At 51.9% G+C, this 18,877-nt stretch carries 13 protein-coding genes; 11 read left to right on the top strand and 2 right to left on the bottom strand.

What is annotated here, in order from left to right; genetic code table 11:
- Window positions 1-12: 12 nt before the first annotated feature.
- The 4 genes from V3851_RS18095 to V3851_RS18080 all read left to right on the top strand — a co-directional run bounded on the left by V3851_RS18095 (window position 13) and on the right by V3851_RS18080 (window position 9,744).
- Complete coding sequence (locus V3851_RS18095; RefSeq protein ID WP_331847965.1) at window positions 13-2,859, top strand: tail fiber domain-containing protein; 2,847 nt, start codon at window positions 13-15, stop codon at window positions 2,857-2,859.
- Window positions 2,860-2,953: 94 nt separating this feature from the next.
- Window positions 2,954-3,136 (top strand): hypothetical protein, encoded by a 183-nt coding sequence (locus tag V3851_RS18090; RefSeq protein ID WP_331847964.1) that lies wholly within the window; start codon window positions 2,954-2,956, stop codon window positions 3,134-3,136.
- Window positions 3,137-3,203: 67 nt separating this feature from the next.
- On the top strand, window positions 3,204-9,011 hold the full coding sequence (locus V3851_RS18085; RefSeq protein WP_331847963.1) for a tail fiber domain-containing protein: 5,808 nt from the start codon (window positions 3,204-3,206) through the stop codon (window positions 9,009-9,011).
- Between the two features lie 517 nt (window positions 9,012-9,528).
- The gene (locus V3851_RS18080) at window positions 9,529-9,744 is read left to right on the top strand and encodes a hypothetical protein (protein ID WP_331847962.1); all 216 of its coding nucleotides are present in this window, start codon (window positions 9,529-9,531) and stop codon (window positions 9,742-9,744) included.
- Between the two features lie 87 nt (window positions 9,745-9,831).
- Here V3851_RS18080 and V3851_RS18075 read toward each other — a convergent pair whose 3' ends face one another.
- Together V3851_RS18075 and V3851_RS18070 are read right to left on the bottom strand one after the other, a co-directional pair.
- Window positions 9,832-11,130: an MFS transporter gene (locus V3851_RS18075; RefSeq protein WP_331847961.1), complete on the bottom strand. Its 1,299-nt coding sequence runs from the start codon at window positions 11,128-11,130 to the stop codon at window positions 9,832-9,834.
- 272 nt (window positions 11,131-11,402) lie between these two features.
- Window positions 11,403-11,879 carry a DinB family protein gene (locus V3851_RS18070; protein ID WP_331847960.1) on the bottom strand — a complete coding sequence of 159 codons (477 nt, stop codon included), beginning with the start codon at window positions 11,877-11,879 and terminating at the stop codon, window positions 11,403-11,405.
- 145 nt (window positions 11,880-12,024) lie between these two features.
- On the opposite strand from V3851_RS18070, the gene V3851_RS18065 reads away from it, so the two are divergent.
- The 7 genes from V3851_RS18065 to V3851_RS18035 all read left to right on the top strand — a co-directional run bounded on the left by V3851_RS18065 (window position 12,025) and on the right by V3851_RS18035 (window position 18,846).
- Window positions 12,025-12,534, top strand: a complete 510-nt coding sequence (locus tag V3851_RS18065) for a TetR/AcrR family transcriptional regulator (protein ID WP_331847959.1) — start codon at window positions 12,025-12,027, stop codon at window positions 12,532-12,534.
- On the top strand, window positions 12,531-13,034 hold the full coding sequence (locus V3851_RS18060) for a flavodoxin family protein (protein WP_331847958.1): 504 nt from the start codon (window positions 12,531-12,533) through the stop codon (window positions 13,032-13,034). Before V3851_RS18065 ends, V3851_RS18060 begins: the two co-directional genes overlap by 4 nt.
- Entirely contained in the window at window positions 13,031-13,666 is a 636-nt protein-coding gene (locus V3851_RS18055; RefSeq protein ID WP_331847957.1) for an NADPH-dependent FMN reductase family protein, read from the top strand. Before V3851_RS18060 ends, V3851_RS18055 begins: the two co-directional genes overlap by 4 nt.
- Window positions 13,667-13,941: 275 nt before the next feature.
- The gene (locus V3851_RS18050) at window positions 13,942-15,705 is read left to right on the top strand and encodes a sensor histidine kinase (protein ID WP_331847956.1); all 1,764 of its coding nucleotides are present in this window, start codon (window positions 13,942-13,944) and stop codon (window positions 15,703-15,705) included.
- Window positions 15,677-16,942, top strand: a complete 1,266-nt coding sequence (locus tag V3851_RS18045) for a response regulator (protein WP_331847955.1) — start codon at window positions 15,677-15,679, stop codon at window positions 16,940-16,942. The genes V3851_RS18050 and V3851_RS18045 overlap by 29 nt, the downstream gene beginning before the upstream one ends.
- A 121-nt stretch (window positions 16,943-17,063) precedes the next feature.
- Window positions 17,064-18,008 (top strand): carbohydrate ABC transporter permease, encoded by a 945-nt coding sequence (locus tag V3851_RS18040; RefSeq protein WP_331847954.1) that lies wholly within the window; start codon window positions 17,064-17,066, stop codon window positions 18,006-18,008.
- Window positions 18,001-18,846: a carbohydrate ABC transporter permease gene (locus V3851_RS18035; RefSeq protein ID WP_331847953.1), complete on the top strand. Its 846-nt coding sequence runs from the start codon at window positions 18,001-18,003 to the stop codon at window positions 18,844-18,846. Before V3851_RS18040 ends, V3851_RS18035 begins: the two co-directional genes overlap by 8 nt.
- The last annotated feature ends 31 nt before the right edge of the window (window positions 18,847-18,877 follow it).

The raw sequence follows: 18,877 nt of genomic DNA, 5'->3' as shown, positions 1-18,877 counted from the left end.
GGACTTAGATTCATGGGAAAAGAATTTGTGAGAATGCGATACTTTGACGGCCTCTTTCTGAATGAAGAGGACTACAAGCTGGATCAAGAGTTTTTTCTGAGATTGCAAAGGCTGCATAACCGTTATCTCCATACCTGGGGAATCGTGGTCGGGCTGAAGGTAGAACCCTTTGATAGTTCGGGCGAGAAGATGAAGGTTCGGGTTACCGAAGGGTTGGCGCTGAACCGGGTACAGGTAACGGACGAGAAGACGCAAAAGAAAGAAAGCATAAGCCAGGAAATCCTGATCTATGACGGCCATCCGGATAATCCCGTTGACCTGTCCGAATACCGGGCTAACGAAAACATCTATATCTGGGTCAGCTACCTGGAGGAGGCGGCGGAGCGCAACATCGAGCGGGGCCAGGGCAAGGAAATCCATACCTGGGAACGGGGACAGATCGGCCACGGCATCGTGAAACCGACGGATCCGTCCAAAATCGTTCTTGCCCGGGTGATTCCGAAGAAGGGCGATAAAGGCCTCGTCATCGATAAGAGCTGTATATTCGATTACGACAGCGATACGAAGCAAACTCCGCTCAGAGTGTATGCGGGGGCCGCAGGGAAAAAGGTGGTCGCCGAAACTCTAGTCGTCAAAACGAAAAGTGACTCCGACGATATGTCAAGCAACGACGAAACGCTGATTGACATGCCCACCCTAACCTCCGTCCAGAACGGAGCGGTGCTGGAGGTTCAAGCGCCTACGACCAAATTCAGCGGCAACGTGGACATTGCCGGCGATTTGAGCCTGGTGGGCGAATTGATTCTGAGAAACACCAATAAATCGCAAGATGAACTAAGAATCATGAACAGTTTCGTTCAAGTCAACAGCGAGAATACGGACGACCCGGACTACCATTTTCCCGGGCCGAGAGACGGTGGCTTGGAGGTCTACCGGGGCAACAACGGCACCGAAGATGCCCGGATCGTTTGGGTGGAAAACGAACGCAGCTGGAAGGTTGGACTCGGCAATCAGTTGGAGAAAATCGCTTACGGCAGCGATTGGGAAAGCCTGACGAAGGGCGGGATTGTCGACGGCCTGCATCTGCACAGCCGGTTAACCTCTCCCGGCGGAAATACCGTCGGCTTCAATGATTCCGGCAAGCTCTACCTGGACAGCGATTTAGCCCTCAAGGATGCCGGAAACATCTGGCTGAAGGCCACCGACAAGAATGCGGTAGACAGCGCCTACGGTCTAGGCTGGTTCGGCAAAGGGAAGCCCTTTGCCGGCGCTGAAGCCGACGGGCCGGTTCTATTCGGGAAAAGCGGCGGCATTCTGGGTACACGGGGGTACAACCCGGACGGCGTCACGCTAGTGGAAAAGCCTGCCCTTTCGTGGAATAACGCAGGCAATGTGGGTATCGGACCGAGAAAGACATTGGAGGATAATCTGGACGTAGACGGCAACATGCGCATCCTTAGCGGTAAAAATCCGCTGCGCTTTACCTCCGTATGGTCCGGGTTCCCCGACGATAAGCTGAACGGGGCGGAAATTAGCAACGATACGACGAACCACAAAACCCTGATGATCGTCGGGAACCAATCCGCCGGACAGGGCCGGAAGGTGTCCGTATGGGACCGGCTGGACGTGAACGGATTCCTGTACGTGAACGGCAAGCTGCAGGCTTCCGAGGAGATTATCCCCAGCGTCGGCAAAGGAAGCCGCAACGGGATTATCTTCCCCGGAGATCCGGGAGGCGGCTCGGGGGATTTGGCTTGGATCAAGTTCTTCCCGAGAACCGGAGAGAATTGCTCTCTGGAAATCGGCACCTCCAACGATAAGGAAGACCATATCTCGCTGAATCCTTCGGGGAATGTGGGCATCGGTACGTTGGAGCCCCAGGAGAAGCTGGACGTAGCCGGCGGCGTAAGGATCCTGACGGACAAGAACCCGATCCGCTTTACCTCCAGCTGGCGCGGATTCCCGGATTCGGTGAAGAACGAGGCCGAGATCAGCAACGATACGACGAACTACAAGGCCTTGATGATTGTGGGGAACTCTTCCGGCCTGCAAGGCAGAAAGGTCGCCATTTGGGACCGGTTGGACGTGAACGGATTTTTGCAGGTATACGGAAACGCGGCTATTTCGGGCGACTTGACCATCGGAGGTACTATCAAGGCCGCGGTGCTGAACTTTGACGGACAGTTCAGCAAGCTGGACGTGGCCAACTATTTTACGGCTACCGTCCGATGTGCAGACTTCTGTATAGGTTATTCCGGGCGGCGGGGAGGTCCCGGCCGGGCTTTGGTCGACTCAGGCAGCACTTTGGTGCTGAACTACGGTAACGACTGGGCTAATGCGGCCGTCCACAGCAGCCTGCATGTCAGCGGAGCCATTGTACCAAGCGCGGGCAGCGGGAACAACGGGATCATCTTCCCGTCCGATCCCGGCGGCGGCTGGGGCGACTCGGCCTGGATCAAGTACTATCCGACCAGCGGGGAGAACTGCGTTCTCGACATCGGGGTCAGCAACGACAGCGGCGACCGGATCAACCTGCATGCCAGCGGCGGTGTATACGCCTACGGCAACTGGTATTATTATTCCTCCCGGGAATATAAGGACGACATTGCCGACGTCTCCATCAAGGAAGCGAAGCAGCTCTTGGATTCGCTTAATCCCGTTTCTTTCCACTATAAAGGCAGCAACAAGAATCGGACGATGGGCTTCATTGCGGAAGAAGTTCCCGGCCAAGTGGCGGATCCCCATGGACAGGCCGTGAGCCCCATGGAGATCATCGCAGTGCTAACCAGCGTTTTGAAAGACCAGCAAAAAGCCATTACCCGCATGCAAAAGCAAATCGGAACCCTGATGGGGGCCTAAGTCTAACTAAGATTCAATGCTTCCGAAGCAAGTTTTGTTTCGAAGCGGATTTCTGAATGTAAATACTCCACAAAAATTTTAGGAGGAAAAGAATATGAAAGAGCAATTGGAAGCACGGATCAATGAACTCAAGGCGGAGCTGGAATCCGGCCAACAGCTGATGATGGATCTGGAGGAGAAGCGCAACAATCTAAGCGCCACCATGCTGCGCATCAGCGGCGCCATGCAGGTGCTTGAAGAGCTGCTGGCCAAAGAGGAAGAACCGGTCCATGCATAAGGCATAGTCTGGGTTCACTGCGCGAAGAGGCGCTTACGTTCAATAATGAACCGGGAGGAGTGAGATTGTGCCGAACGATATGAAACGCATGAATTATTTTGACGGGCTTTTATTGAAAGAAGAAGATTTGACCCTGGATCAGGAATACCATAAACGGCTGCAGCGCCTTCATAACCGGCATTTCCATGATTGGGGGATCGTCACGGGCTTAACGGTCAGCAAGGTAGACCGGCTCAAGATCGAGATTGCCTCCGGGATGGCGCTGAACCGGGTGTTTGATTCCGTTAATAACGAGGAGATCAGCCAGGAAATTCTGATCAGCGACAACCATCCGGGAAGAACACTGGAGGTGACCGGCTTCAGCACCACGGACAGCATCTATGTCACCGTCAGCTATAACGAGGAGTTGGCGGACAAGGATTCGGTCAAGGGCGGGGACAAAGAGATCCACGTTTACGAGATTCCCGAGATTAAGCTGACCTCCGCTTTGCCTGAGGATCCTCGCAAGGAGATTGTCCTCGGTCGGATCATTCTGAACCACGACCAGACAGGCAGCCTTGCCATCAGCGAGATCAGCGAGCTGGACCCCGAAGGAAACAAGGTGGTTACCCGCGCCGTAGGCGGGCAGGTGCTCCACGCGAAGAAACTGATCGTCGGCTCCAAGGAGGATCCCGCGTATCCTTATCTGTCCGGTGCCGAGGAAGATAAAACGACAGATATCAATAACCTGTACGTTCATGCCGCCGTAACGGAATTCAGCGGAGCTATTAACAGCGGCCCTGTTCATACCTACGGCAACGTTGACGTGAACGGCACCTTGACGGTAAAGGTCGACAATGATCCGGCGCTCAAAGTGAACGCTTCCGGAGACATGGAGCTTTCCGGCTCGGCAGCGGTTTCCGGCACCCTGACCGCCCGCGGCGGGCTTGAGGTCAGCGGCGGACAGGCGACCCTGGATGTTCCGCGGGTCGTCGTGAGCGGCAGTATGCTGACGATGAACCAGAGCGTCAAAGAACAAGGCGCAAGCGGCCTTGAGGTACGCCGGAAGGACATGCCCAGTGCCATGTTGGTGTGGGATGAAGCCGACAAGTCTTGGAAGATCGGGACGGAGGAGAGCGCGGCTGAGGCGGGCAGCGGAGTGTACAAGGTTGCCTACGGACCGGACTGGGATAATATGCATAACGGCTCCCGGGTGGACGATCTTCATAAGCATAGTCTGATTCATTCGTTGAAGGGCGAGCCGGTGCTAAGCGCGGATTCCGATGGGAATATTGCCGTCGAGAAGACGATGACCGTAACCGGAAGCCTCATTTCGGGCAACGGGGGCTTGGAGGTCGCCCGGGGCAAATCGCTGCCGAACGCCAAGATCGCCTGGAACGAGGCAACCAAGTCATGGCAGATCGGCACCGTTGGCGGGGAAATGAACGATATCCCCGACGGCAAAGATTGGGACACGCTGACAAGCGGAGGCAAAAACGCCGATTCCCTGCATACTCACACCCAATTTCACAGCGAGGATAAAAAGCTGCTGGCCCTGGAGATCGGCAAGGACGGCAATGTAAGCATTCCCCATGAATTGAACGTCGGCGAGACGCTGACGGTCAAGAAGCTGGTCGTCGAGGATGAAAAGGTTACCGTCGTCCGGGTAGAGCCTCAGGTTGACAACAGCTTCATCACCGTCAACAAGGCGGAGAATGGTTCTCCCCTGGGAGTAGAGGGCGGTCTTGCGGTTCACCGGGGAGGAAATCTTCCTGAAGCTCTAATGGAATGGGACGAAGCGGACCGGAGATGGAAAATCGGGGTCAAGGGAGAGATGGCCGACATCCCGTACGGCACCAAATTCGGGGGCCTGGTCAACGGTGCATCGGCAGACCAGCTTCACAAGCATAGTACCTTGAGTACGGCGGGGGGAAGCGGCACCGCGCTGAAAGCCGACGATAACGGCAATTTGCAGGCCAACGGCAATCTGGAGCTGGGCGGAACCCTTAAAGTGGGCCAAGAGGCCGATCTCCAAGCAAATTTGAATGTCGGCGGCACCGCAACCATCCAAGGAGATTTAGTCGTCAAAGGCAAGATGCAGACGGTGGAGAAAATCGATCTGGTTGTTCGCAACAATAAGATCGAGCTGAACCAATACGAGGGTGACAGCTCCAAATCGAAGGAAACGAGCATCGAGGTGTTCCGCGGCAAGGAAAACCCGAAGGCCCGGATCGTATGGGACGAGGACTCCCGCAGCTGGAAGCTGGGCATCGGCACAGAGCTGTCGGAGATTGCATACGGCAGTAACTGGGATGTATTGACCGGAGGCGTGGCTTCCGACGCCGATGGTTTGCATAAACACAGTGCTTTGAACGACAGCGAAGGAATAGCCATGCTGTCCGTCAACTCCGACGGAAATATTGAAGTGACGAACGATGCTGAAATCATGGGGACCCTGACCGCCCATAACGGAGCGGATATCGATGGCGGTTTGTACGTCAATGGAGCCGTTACGGTCGACGGGAACCTGTTCGTCAAAGGGACGACCACATCCGTTACGAAGGAAGAACTGGTCGTGAAGGACAGCGTAATCCAGATCAACAAGTTCGACGGCGAAGACATGCCCGTGGACGAAAGCGGTCTGGAGGTATACCGCGGGGAAAGCCTGCCTGCCGCGAAGATCATGTGGGACGAAAGCGAGCGCGCATGGAAGGTGGGAGCGGGAGAGGCCCTCGAGATCATTGCCAGCGGCAGCGCCTGGGACAAGCTGACCAAGCAAACGAACGCGGATGCTCTCCATAATCACAGCCAGCTGTACGATCCCGAGGGCAACCTGCTGGCGCTGAGCGCCATCGCGGAAGGGGATGTGGATGTCCATCACAATTTGAGCGTGGGCAGCCATCTGGTCGTAGGCGAAAACCTGGAGGTCAGGGGTCCGTCCACCACGATAAACTCCGATGAAACGAAGATCAAAAGCTCGACGGTTATTCTGAACAAAAACGGCGAAGAGATGGCTGTGGCAGCAGGCGGCGGAATCGAAGTGTACCGCGGCAAAGACCAACCTGCCGCACAGGTTGCCTGGGACGAGACGAAGCAGGAGTGGAAGCTCGGCGTATCCGGTAAGGATGTATTCGCCGTGGACAAGGACGGCAATGTCGTCTCCGGCGGCACGCTGCAGGCGGGCGGTGCGAATTTCCGCGGCGCCGTAACGGCGGCCAGCGCCTCAGTCACAGGCACCATGACTCTGGGGGACGGAATCGAGATCCCGCAAACCAATGCCACCCATGCTCAAATGAAGTGGGTGAAGGATCGCTGGAAGCTGGGAACGGCGGACAAAACAGCGGTCGCCGTATCCCGCAGCGGGAAGGTTGGGATCGGTACCGAGGACCCGACGGAGGTGCTCGATGTTGCGGGCAAGGCGCTTTTCCGCACGGAAGCTTTAGTTTACGGCGACGCCACGGTCAGCGGTAATCTGAACGTGGGAAAAGGGGCTGCCTTTAGCGACAATGCGACCTTCAATAAAACGCTGACCGCCCAGGATGCGGTAATTAAGCATGCGATAACGGTGGAAGGCAAGCTGTTTGCCGGCGGCATCGAATTTGAGCGGGGGCAAGACAGCAACGGCGCCGTTCTTCCGAACGCCAAGCTGCTTTGGGATAATGAGCAGGGAGCCTGGTTCTACGGCACGGGAACCGAGCTGACGGCTCTGGGCTCCGGCGGCGGAGCCCAGAACAAGCTGTTCAGCGCGGATATGGATACGATCGCCGTCTTTGCCGATTCCGTCGGCAACGTAGGTGTCGGCACCAATATGCCCCGGTCCTTGCTGGACGTGAACGGCGAAAACGGACAAACGGCCTTCGCGGTCACGAAGGACGGGAAAGCGGGGATCGGTACCGCTAATCCTACGGCGCAGCTTGATGTACGCGGCAGCGCGATGATATGGCAGGATTTGAACGTTGCGGGAAATCTGACAGTGAGCGGCGATATGGTAACGATTAACGCCGCGACACTGGAAGTGGAAGACAACATCGTCAGAGTGAACAAGTACGCGAACCGGGATACGCCGATGGACATCAACGGAGGGCTGGAGGTATTCCGCGGTGGGAAAGCGCCGGCGGCACAGCTGTTGTGGGATGAGGCGGCGGACCAATGGGTAGCCGGTGTAACCGACAGTCTGAAGGCCCTGGAATTCAAGGGGCACACCCATCCGGAGATGTCGGCCATTACCGACAACCTGAAGGTCAGCGGAGGCAACATCGGCATCGGCACTTCTGCACCGACGGCGAAGCTGGATGTGAACGGCAGCCTGAATGTAACCGGCAATGCTTCGCTGACTGGCAACCTTACGCTGACCGGCAACGCTGCGGTCACCGCCGAGCTGACCGCGGAGGATGCCGCAGTCAGCAACAAGCTGACGGCGAAGGACGCGGAGGTCACGGGCGCATTGACGGTGAAGGACGCTTTGGTCGGCAACAAGTTGGTCGCCAAAGACGCGGATATTACTGGCGTTTTGACCGTCGGCCAAGGCTTTGAGGTGGACCGGGGCACCGATCCGCAGGCTCAGATCCTGTGGAACGAGGATAAGGACGAATGGCAGTTCGGCGTTGCCGGCAGCTTGAAGGAGCTGGCGTATAGCGATCATACTCACCAGGAGCTGACGGATCTGTCCGGCGCCTTCAAGGTAAGCGCGGGCAATGTTGGCATTGGCACCGCCACGCCTACGGCGAAGCTGGATGTAAACGGCAGCTTGAATGTAACCGGCAACGCTACGGTCACCGCCAAGCTGACGGCGAAGGATGCGGAGGTTACGGGCGCATTGACGGTGAAGGACGCATCGGTAAGCAACAAGCTGGCCGCGAAGGATGCGGAGTTCACGGGCAGCCTGACCGTTGCCAAAGGCATAGAGGTGGCTCGCGGAAGCGATCCGCAAGCCCAACTGCTGTGGGATGAGACGGCAGACGAATGGCAGGCCGGCATCGTCGGCGCCATGAAGACGCTGGCGTATAGCGACCATACCCACGAGGAGCTGACGAAACTGTCCAGCGCCTTCAAGGTAAGCTCAGGCAACGTGGGCATCGGCACCGCTACGCCTTCGGCGATGTTGGATGTGGCCGGTACAGTGAACATTGCCGGCAGCACGACGATTACGGGCGACACCGCCATTACCGGCAACGCTACGGTCACCGCCAAGCTGACGGCGAAGGATGCCGAAGTCAGTAACAAGGTGACCGCGAAGGACGCGGAGGTCACGGGTGCATTGACGGTAAAGGACGTATCGGTCGGCAACAAGTTGGTCGCCAAAGACGCGGATATTACCGGCGTTTTGACTGTCGGCCAAGGCCTTGAGCTGGACCGCGGCGCCGACCCGAAGGCTCAGATCCTGTGGAACGAGGACAAAGACGAATGGCAGCTGGGCGTTGCTGGCAGCTTGAAGGAGCTGGCGTATAGCGATCATACCCACGCCGACCTGGTTACGCTGACCGGTGCCGTTACGGTGAACGCCGACAATAACGTGGGGATCGGCAAGACGGCGGAGGAGGATTACAAGCTGGACGTCAACGGCAAAATCCGGGCCGTCAACCTGACTCAGACCTCGTCCCGGCTTATGAAGGAAAGCATTGCGAAGCTGTCCGCAAAATCGGCTATGGATCTGCTCAACAAGCTGACCCCGGTCACCTTCCGGTACAAGGAGGATATCGGCAAGAAGGATAATATCGGCTTTATCGCAGAGGATGTGCCCGATATTTTCTCCACTGCCGACCATAAGGCCGTGTCCCTGATGGACATCATCGGGGTGCTGACCTCCGTGGTGCAGAAGCAGCACAAAGAAGCCGCAGATCTGCAAAAGCAAGTGAAGGCTCTTCAGAAGCAAGTCGCCGCATTAGCGGGAGCGTAGAAACAAGCGCCGAAACAGAGGCGGTTCAACAATTGGTCAGGCCTACAAGCCTCATAAGACCTGGCTTGTTACAAGGAGTATACTGGAGTTGAAGTGAATAATGTAATATTTCTTGCTTACTTAGAAAAGACAGAACATTAGCTGTTTTATTCTTTTTAAGCAAGAAAGTTACTTATTCTCTTTACTCAAAGTGGTATACATTGCTATTTCATTAATGCTATGGGCTAGTGTATCTATTTGGGCTACAAGAAGGGTGCCTTTCTTGTAGCCCTTTTTTTTATGGAGGTTGAAATCAATGTTTGAAGTTGTAAATGTTCAGGTGAACCGTTCATTGTCCGTTGGCACGGTTCACGATCAAACTAAACGGATGCCGGAGCATTATCCATCTATTGATAGATGCACGTAGCGACTCTAGCTACAGGCTTCGTGGGTTTTAATTTAGTTGGTTAATGTAGGCTTTTTAAACACCTCTTATTGGTGCTTAAGGCATTTTCTCCGGCTCAAGAGGAGAAAAAACATGAAATCAACTTCGAAATATGAAATGGCTCAACGCATATTGGCAGAATTGAAACAACCCGCATACCGGTTCCAACAAATTACGGATGCGATCTTCAAGCAAAGAATCGGTGAATATGAGCGAATGACCGTACTACCCAAGGGAGTCAAAGTCACTGTGCGAACTCCATTCGGAACGGACATTGATGCGGCATGCGGTCAACTCTACGGACGTTGATTCTTTAATAGAGCTGATGCAACAGAAAAGCACAGGGCAGCTATAAAAGCTGCCCTGTGCTTATTTATAGTTTTGGCTAAAGGACAACTATTCTTCCAATCTCCAAATATTTTTGTCGGCCCGGAACGGCAGACAAGATAATGCACCGGAAATTCCGATGGCAAGAAACAGCAGGGCTGCTCCGGAGCCTTTTCCCGCTCCGACCAGTGCGACCCACAAACTGTCCATCGATTGCACCGCCATAAACGGTTCAAACACCCTGTCGACCAAAACACCGCCGCACAGATATCCCAAAGGAATGGTGAAAAACTGTAAGGTATTCCTTACCGAATAGACACGCCCCTGCATCTCAATAGGGATTTTTGTGCGAAAAAGTACATCCATATTGGCGTTCATAACAGGAATGAATATCCATCCGAGGATGGCGCCCAAACACCACACGGGCGTGCTCCTGCCGAAAGCAAGGATAAAATTCTCGGTACTCATGGAAAAAAGCAAGCAATTACAAATGACGCGAACTCGGCTCTTAGGCGGCGGCAGGACGGCGACCGAAATGCTTCCAACCATCATGGCTATCCCCGTCACGGTATTGACCATGCCCAGCGCAAACTCTCCGCCGCCGACACGTGAGAGCATCATCGCGGGCAGGGCGGCATTGAAGATGGAGGCGGTAAAATTGATCACGGCCAAAAACAGGATCAGATCCAGGATTCCCCGGTTGTCCCTGAGATACCGCAAGCCGCTTTTGGCCGACTGCAATATCGTCTCGCTCCCGGTGCCGCTCGGTTTTGCGGCTTGCGGGATTTTGACAAAGAATAGCAACGCCACGAACGCTGTGGCAAAGGTAATCAGATCGAACAGGATGACAACCCGGATACTTGTAAAAGAAAGCAATGAAGTAGCGAGTACAGGCGTCAGTATGGTGACCAGCGAATTGGACAAGGAACGCATCCCGCTAACCTTCTGATAGTGTTTTTGCGGAGCCAGCAGGCTGACGGCTACATCCGACGCCGGCTGCTGCACAGTGTTCATCAGTCCGTTCAAGGTGTTGATCAAATACAGATGCCAAATCTGGAGTTTACCCGTTGTCAGCAGAATCAGTATCGAAACGGTACAAAGTGCCGCAAAGCTGTCGCTGAGCAGCATGGTGATCTTCTTGTTCCATCGGTCGCTCAGGGCACCCGCGAAGATACTCAGCAGGACATAGGGTGCATAGGAACAGATGGTCAAAAGCGAGGTGGTAAGAGCCGACCCTTGCTGCTGATAAGACCAGATCACCAGTGCAAAGGCGGTCATTGCACTGCCCAGTGCCGAAAATGACTGTGTAATCCACAAAATCAGGAAAGTACGAAGCTCCCCGATGTTCGTTTTGAATTTTTTTATCATGACTTTGCTCCTCTTTCAATTAAAATCTTAAAGATTCAAATGAAAGTGCAAAGCCGAACGGACGAATGCAGGTCCGCTCCGTGCAGGTTCGTCCGATTCAGACCTTGCACGGAGCAGTGCCAATGCATAGTTTCATTTTTATTCCCTTCTTTTTCGTCTGAAGTTAAATTCACCCAAAGGTAAATTCCTCTTTATTTTAACATACGCGAACCTGGAAATTTCAAGGATGAGCATCATGAAACAAACCGGAACCGGACACCACCTGCAGCAGTTTAATAGCTCACTCGGTTCTCTCGGTAAGCTTTCTTTACCCGCTCAATTTGAGCAAGATGGTCGCGGACATGCCGGACACGGAATTCCAACAATTCTTTAAACGTGAACCGCTCCTGATCGGGATACACCCCTATTCGATTGCTTTGTTCGCTAGTCAGATGTTCCAGAATAGGCTGCATACTGGAACGCAGCAATTGGAACAGAAGCAGATACTGTTCACGGTCCAGCAAATCGTACCCCAAGTTATTCGCCCATGCGTCTTGGTCAAACGAAATCAGAAGCGGCTCGTCTTCGGCCAGGACCTTTTTTAGCCGCGATGTGGACGAGACCTCGGAATCCGTAACATGTATGAGGATTTGATGAATGCTCCATTTGTCCGGTCCGGGCTTGTAACGAAGCACATCCTCCGTTAGTCCTTCTATGGCTTCCCGAAGCATGGAGTATCCTAATGCATATTCCTTAATTAACTCTTCCAATTGCAATCCCTCCTGTAAAAAAATAGCCGTAAATTAAATATTCTTGTTTTCGGGAAAATATCCTTTTACTGCCCTTTACACTGTAAATATTTTCCGTAACAATCTTTACAGTGTAAAGATTTGCGAAAGGAAGTTGTTTCAGTCCATGAAGGAGAAGCCCTATCATCACGGCAACCTGCGAAACGAGCTGATTGAAGCGGGAATTGAACTTATTAATGAAGTTGGACTCAGGGATTTCTCCCTGCGCAAGGTTGCTACCAAATGCAATGTAAGCCACGCTGCGCCGTACAGCCATTTTAAGAATATCGATGAGCTGGTTGGTGCCATGGGAGAGCATGTGACGGAACGGTTTATGGATAAACTGCGCGCGTCCATCAGGGGGCGGGAGGACAGCCGCGAAGCCGTCTCCTTGCTTGGGCAGGCGTACATTGAATTTTTCATGGAGCATCCGGCGTTCGCCCTGTTCAGGAAGACGGCCTACCGAATGTTCCGCAGGATGGGACAGCCGGAAAGCGGCGATTCCCAGCGGTTGATCGCTCTGTGGTCCATGGTTCACGGCATCGCTTCGCTGCTTACGAATCCCGGTGTCCGGTATTCGGGGGATTGGCGTGAAGTTTTCATCAAAAGATTGGAAGCAAAGGAGAGGGAAGTATGAAAATGATTGTGCACGACCTTAGCCAGCAGGATTTTGCGGCATGGGGCGCAGCCGAAGATCAAGATGTATTGGTCATCTCCGACAACGGCACGATCCGCAAATGTACGGGCTGCTTCGGATGCTGGACCAAAACACCCGGAAGATGCGTGATCAAGGACGACTATCAGCACATGGGCGAGCTTCTTGCCAGAAGCGACGAGCTGATCATCATCACCCAATGCGTCTATGGAAGCTACAGCCCCTTCGTCCTCAACGTGTTGAACAGAAGCATCTCTTACATGCTGCCTTATTTTGTTAAGAAAAACGGAGAAACCCATCACCGAGAACGTTATCCTCACACCTTCGCCTTCACCGTGCATTTCTATGGGGACGATGTCACGGAGTCCGAGAAGGAAACGGCAAGGGCGCTGGTTGCGGCGAATAGCGTCAACTTGAACTCGACGGGAAATAGGGTGTATTTCCATCACAACCCGCAAGCCGTCAAGGAGGCTATGATATGAGAATGGCCATGATCGACGGAAGTCCCAAACTGGGCAAAAGCAATTCCTCCATCCTGCTGAGGTCCCTCGAAACGCTGATCGGCAATGAACATGAAATCGTGCATTTTTCCCTGAGCAGAAAACCGTTTACCCCTGAGCAATATAGCGACCTCTGCCGTATGGACCAGCTGATCCTGGCCTTTCCTCTCTATGTGGACGGAATCCCTTCCCACTTGTTCAGAATGCTTGTTACCCTTGAGGAATATATGAAAAAGGAACGCCAAAAGGATATATACGTTTATGTCATGGTGAATAACGGCTTTTACGAGGGGAAGCAGAATCATATTGCGATTGAGATCATTAAAAACTGGTGCATCCGCTCCGGGCTGCATTTCGGGCAGGCCATCGGCCAAGGCGCCGGCGAAATGCTAAGCTTTATTGAAAAGGTGCCTCTCGGCCATGGCCCGATGAAAAATCTGGGCGGCGCCATGACCACTTTGGCCAATAACATCCATACCCGCTCCACGGGTGAACCCATCCTGATCAGCCCCAATTTTCCGCGCATTGCCTGGCATCTAGCCGGACATTCCTTTTGGCACTCCACCGCCAAGAAGAACGGCTTGAAGAAGAAGGATCTCTTAAGAAGGCTTTGAATAATCTTCCGTCAATGTATGATGTGATGGGTCAACCGGATTCCTTTGGTTGGCCTATTTTTTCGCAATTTTTATTTTGCAAAATCGGAGAAGAAAGCAAAATCATTGCCTGCTCCACGCTTGCGATATAAAATGATAGTTGCACCAAAATAATAGCGCTTACATTTAACGACGACGCTTACTTAGTGAAGTTGAAAGGAAGAGTGTGACTGTTGAAGCTGCTTAAGCGTTTGATAAGCGACCGGCCGATTCAATCCAAACTGCTGCTGTTTTTTTTGCCTATCCTGATTTTATCGGTTGTGATGACCGGACTTTTCTCTTATTTATCGGTAGTGCGCCAGCTTCAAAAGACAAGCTATTACAACCTCTCGGATACGGTCCAGCAAACTACCTTATTTCTTAATGATAAAATGCTCACCATCTTCGAGCAATTGGTAGCGATTGAGAATGACAATTCGTTTCGTCATATTTTTTCAAATGAAGGGCAGGAGAAGGATCAGAATCGCTACACCGATATTATTGGGTTGCATGACCGGTTCGAAGAGATATATCATGGCAATTTTCAAATGATAGATTCCATCTATGTCGGCTTCAGCAACGGACGCTCATTCAATTTACAGAAAGAATTTGTGCCGCGAAAGGTAGGTGCTGATCTTAATGATTGGCTGTCGAGATATGATCAGTCGGATAAAGGCTATTACTGGTTGAATAGTCATAGAGATCAAGTGTTTGACACTGTGGAGCCGCGGCAGGTTCTAAGCAGCTTCAAGATGATCGGAAGCACAACTTCCCCGGTAAGTGGTCTTATTCTGATCAACCTTCGAGAAGATTATCTTCTCAATATCATGGAAAATATGAAGATCAGTCCGAACGGTACACTGGCTCTGATTAGCAGCGACGGCACGCTCTTCTCCAAAACAATGGCTCCGGAGTATGAGGTTACCCCGGAAACTTTGGAGCAATTGGCGGGGATGTCCGGCGACAGAGGCAGTCTGACTGTAACGAGCGCGCGGGGAGAAAAGTTAAAGGTTGCCTATGATACTCTGCCGCTCAATAAATGGGTGCTTGCGGCCATTGTCCCCGAGAAGGATATTCTCGAAAGCGTGAATACGATTAAATATGTGTCATTATTAATCATTCTTATCGTACTGCTTATTTTTGTGATCGTTGCTGCAGTGGTAGCCCGCACGCTTACGAACCCGATCCGCTACTTGTCCAAACAAGTGAAGCGTTTTGAGCGCGGCGACTTCAATGTGAATTTTCAGTTGGATGAGCGCAATGAGATCGGTGTTCTGGGAAACGGCTTGGCACGGCTCTCCGAATCGGTTCAGATGCTGCTGGAAGAAGTTCGCCAAAAACAGGAACAGAAGCGCCTGATAGAGTTACAAGCGCTTCAGGCGCAGATTCAGCCTCATTTTTTATATAACACGCTATGTTCTATAAAACACTTGATTGATCTGGAGGAAAAGGAGAAAGCATCCGGGATGGTCGATGCTCTAACGCATTTCTTCCGGATCGGCCTCAGCAAGGGCCGTGAATTGATAACGATTCGCGAAGAGATCGAGCATATCCGAAGTTATTTGTTGATTCTGAATATCAGATATAGTGGGGATTTTGAATATGAAATCAAGATCCCGGAAGAATTGCTGGCGTTGACGATCCCTAAGCTGACCCTGCAACCGATTGTAGAGAATGCGATCTATCACGGAATCAAGGGTAGGCGCGGCCCGGGGTTCCTGTCTGTTACAGGGTTCCGGGAAGGAAGCAAAGCGATTCTTGAAGTATTAGATAATGGCCCGGGAATGGAGGAAGGGGACATAAGGAAGCTCGAGCGCTCGATCTATGCCGATAAAATCGATGACAAACCCATAACCTACGGGCTGCGCAACTGCCATCAACGGATTAGCCTGCATTTTGGCACGGATTACGGACTGAGTATCAAGAGCGAGTCGGGAGCGTTTACTTGTGTAAGAGTCGAAATTCCTTATGACCGGGAAAGGAGTGGCCAGCATGCTGAAATTGCTGATTGTGGACGATGACGTATGGATTCGGGAAGGACTACGACGGAATATCGATTGGAGAGCGCGGGGAATCGATGTGATCGGGATTGCAGCCGATGGTGAAGAGGGTTGGGAGATGACTTGCAGTCTTCATCCGGATATAGTGCTCACAGACATTCGGATGCCCTTTCTTGACGGGCTGCAGCTAGCGGATAAGATTAAAGAGCTGGAGATGCCCATAAAGGTCATTTTCCTGACCGGTTATGACGATTTTTCGTATGCGAAACAAGCGCTGACCTTGCAAGCCTTCGATTATATTTTGAAATATGAGGAGAACTCCATAATTTTGGATGCTGTGGCTGCTGCCGGTGAGAAGCTGATGCAAGAGCGGATGGCGATGGAGAAAGAACGAAAAAGCAGCACATTGATGGTGAACCAGCTTTTTGTAAATCTATTGGAGGGCAGCTTCACCCGGGAGTGGCTGACAAGAGAGATCGAATTGCTGCAGTTCCCGGCCATTGAGAACTACTTTCAGGTAGCGGTCATCGCGCCGGAGGATTTCTCCAGGTTCTCAAGATCGGATGCATACCGGGAAGCCGAACTGCTGCTGTTCTCGATTCGCAATATATGTGCGGAAATTCTGGACATCCATGCGTTCCCCTATTATATAGTTCATTATAATCAACGGATGAATCTGATCTTCTGTTTTGAGGAAATGGACGGCAACAAGGAGCTTGCGGAACTGCTGCAGGGGGTGAGAAATTCATTGGAACGAATTCTGAAAATCCCGTTCAGCATCGGCGTGGGCGGAAGGTATTGGGGTTATGACCGAATTGCGGAGTCATACTGCGAAGCGCTGGATGCCGTTCAAGCCAGAGAGGTAGCGAAAGAACCGGGGGTGTTCATGAGCGGTGATATCGAGCAGCTGCAAAGCTCCCATCGGATTTTATTGAGCAAGGCAAAAGCGTATATCGATCGTTTCTATGGCGATGAGGAACTGAACCTGATCGCAATCGCACGCGAGGTGCATACATCTCCAAGTTATGTGAGTACCTTGTTCAAAAAATATTACCATGTCAATCTCGGGGATTATATTATGGGTGTTCGAATGGAGAAAGCCGCGGAACTTTTGGCAAAAACCGATTACAAGGCCTATGAAATCTCCGAAAGGGTTGGCTACGGCAACCCGCAATATTTCAGCGTTTTATTCAAGAGATACTCGGGGCTATCGCCGACCGAATACCGAAAACAGTTTCAAGAAAGCTCCTGCCGTTAAGCGCGGCAGGAGTTCATTTTTGATCTGCAAACAGTTCAGTGAAAGAAAACAAACATTATTTGAAAGATATTGTATTCAGCTTAAGAAACCTCTCCATTACGATAAATGTGGAGGTGCTGCTATGGCTGCTACAAGATTGGCGCAGAACGAAAAGCCATTATACAAAAAGAAGAGGGGATGGAAAAAAAGCGACGGTTGGCTGCCTTATGTCCTGATTGCGCCTACCTTTTTTCTCATTGTAGGTGTGATGGTGTTTCCGATCTTCCGGGTGTTCGATCTCAGCTTTCAGAGCTATGATTTTACGCGTCTGAAAGAGGCCGGATATATCGGATTAGAAAATTTCCGAAACATCTTCTTCCATGACAAACTGTTTCCCGGTACGGTAGGCATTACCGTGAAATGGGTCGTACTGGAGGTGGTGTTGCAACTGGTTCTCGGGCTGATTGTAGCTTTGCTGCTGAATGAGACGTTCAAGCTCCGCGGTCTGGTCCGTTCGTTGGTTCTCGTTCCATGGGCGGTATCGGGCGTACTGACAACGATGCTATGGTCTTTAATGTATAACCAGCATATCGGGGTTATTAACGATCTGCTAAAGCGGCTTGGAATCATTCATGAGAATATAGCCTGGCTGGCGAATACGCATACGGTATTCGGTTCCGTAGTGATTGCCGAACTGTGGAGAGGCATTCCGTTCTTCGCGATTACTTTGCTGGCGGCCCTGCAATCTATTCCGAGAGAGGTCTACGAGTCTTGTGAGGTCGACGGGGCGGGGAAGGCCAGAAAACTCTTCTATATTACGCTTCCCTACTTGAAGGAGACTATTGTATTCACTACACTGCTGAGAGCCATCTGGGAGTTCAACTCCATCGATATGATATTTACCATGACCAACGGCGGTCCGATGGATATGACTACAACTCTGCCGATCTATATGATGAAGACTTCCATTCTCGAAGGCAATTACGGTTACGGCTCGGCAATCGGCGTAGTCACCTTCTTGTTTCTGATGATTTTTGTCATCCTGTATTTATGGCTGAACAAGGCGGGAGGGATGCAGGATGAATAAACGTCCGATCTGGAGCAAAATCGGCTCCAAGCTGTTGTTCTATATTCCGCTCGCATTGACAATGATCTTTGTTTTGCTTCCCTTCCTGTGGGCGATCTCTACTTCGCTCAAGCGGGAATCCGATGTTATTAGCTCAAAGATTCAATATATTCCGAGTCCGGCGACTTTGGATAATTTCGTTAAAGTATGGACTCAAAATAACTTTTCCACTTATTTTTATAACAGTTTGCTGGTATCCCTAATTTCGGTTGTCGCAATCACAGTGCTCTCCATTATGAACGGTTATGCAATGAGCAGGTTCAAATTCAGGGGCAAAGGGGCCTTTATGCTGGTGTTGCTCGCAACCCAGATGATGCCGGTCATTCTGTTCATTATTCCGCTTTTTCTAATCTTTAAAAATCTGGGATTAATCAATTCGCCGTTCTCTCTTGTTCTTTTCTACATCGTCTCCCAGGTGCCTTTTAATACGATCCTTATGCGGGGCTTTATTTCGGGGACGCCGAAGGAGATTGATGAAGCCGCGATGGTGGATGGAGCGGGGAGACTGCGCATCATCTTTTCCATTATCACGCCGATTGTGCTCCCCGGCATTGTGGCAACCGGTGCGTTTGCATTTATCGGGGTATGGAACGAGTTTCTCGTGGCCTTTTCGTTTGTTACTACGCCGGACCGCTTCACGATCCCTATCGGACTCAAGTTCATGATCGGCGAGTTCAGCGTGGAGTACGCTTCTCTGGCCGCAGGCAGCATCATCGGGCTAATTCCGCCCGTCCTGCTATTTATGTATATCCAGCGCTATCTGATTCAAGGACTTGGCGGTGGAGCGGTCAAAGGCTAATTCTGCTTTTTCCTTAACAAACCTAATTTTT

The organism is Paenibacillus haidiansis (assembly GCF_036553665.1).
GTDB lineage: Bacteria > Bacillota > Bacilli > Paenibacillales > Paenibacillaceae > Fontibacillus > Fontibacillus haidiansis.
Note: the sequence above shows the minus strand (reverse complement) of the source record. Positions and strands in the feature narration are given on the sequence as shown.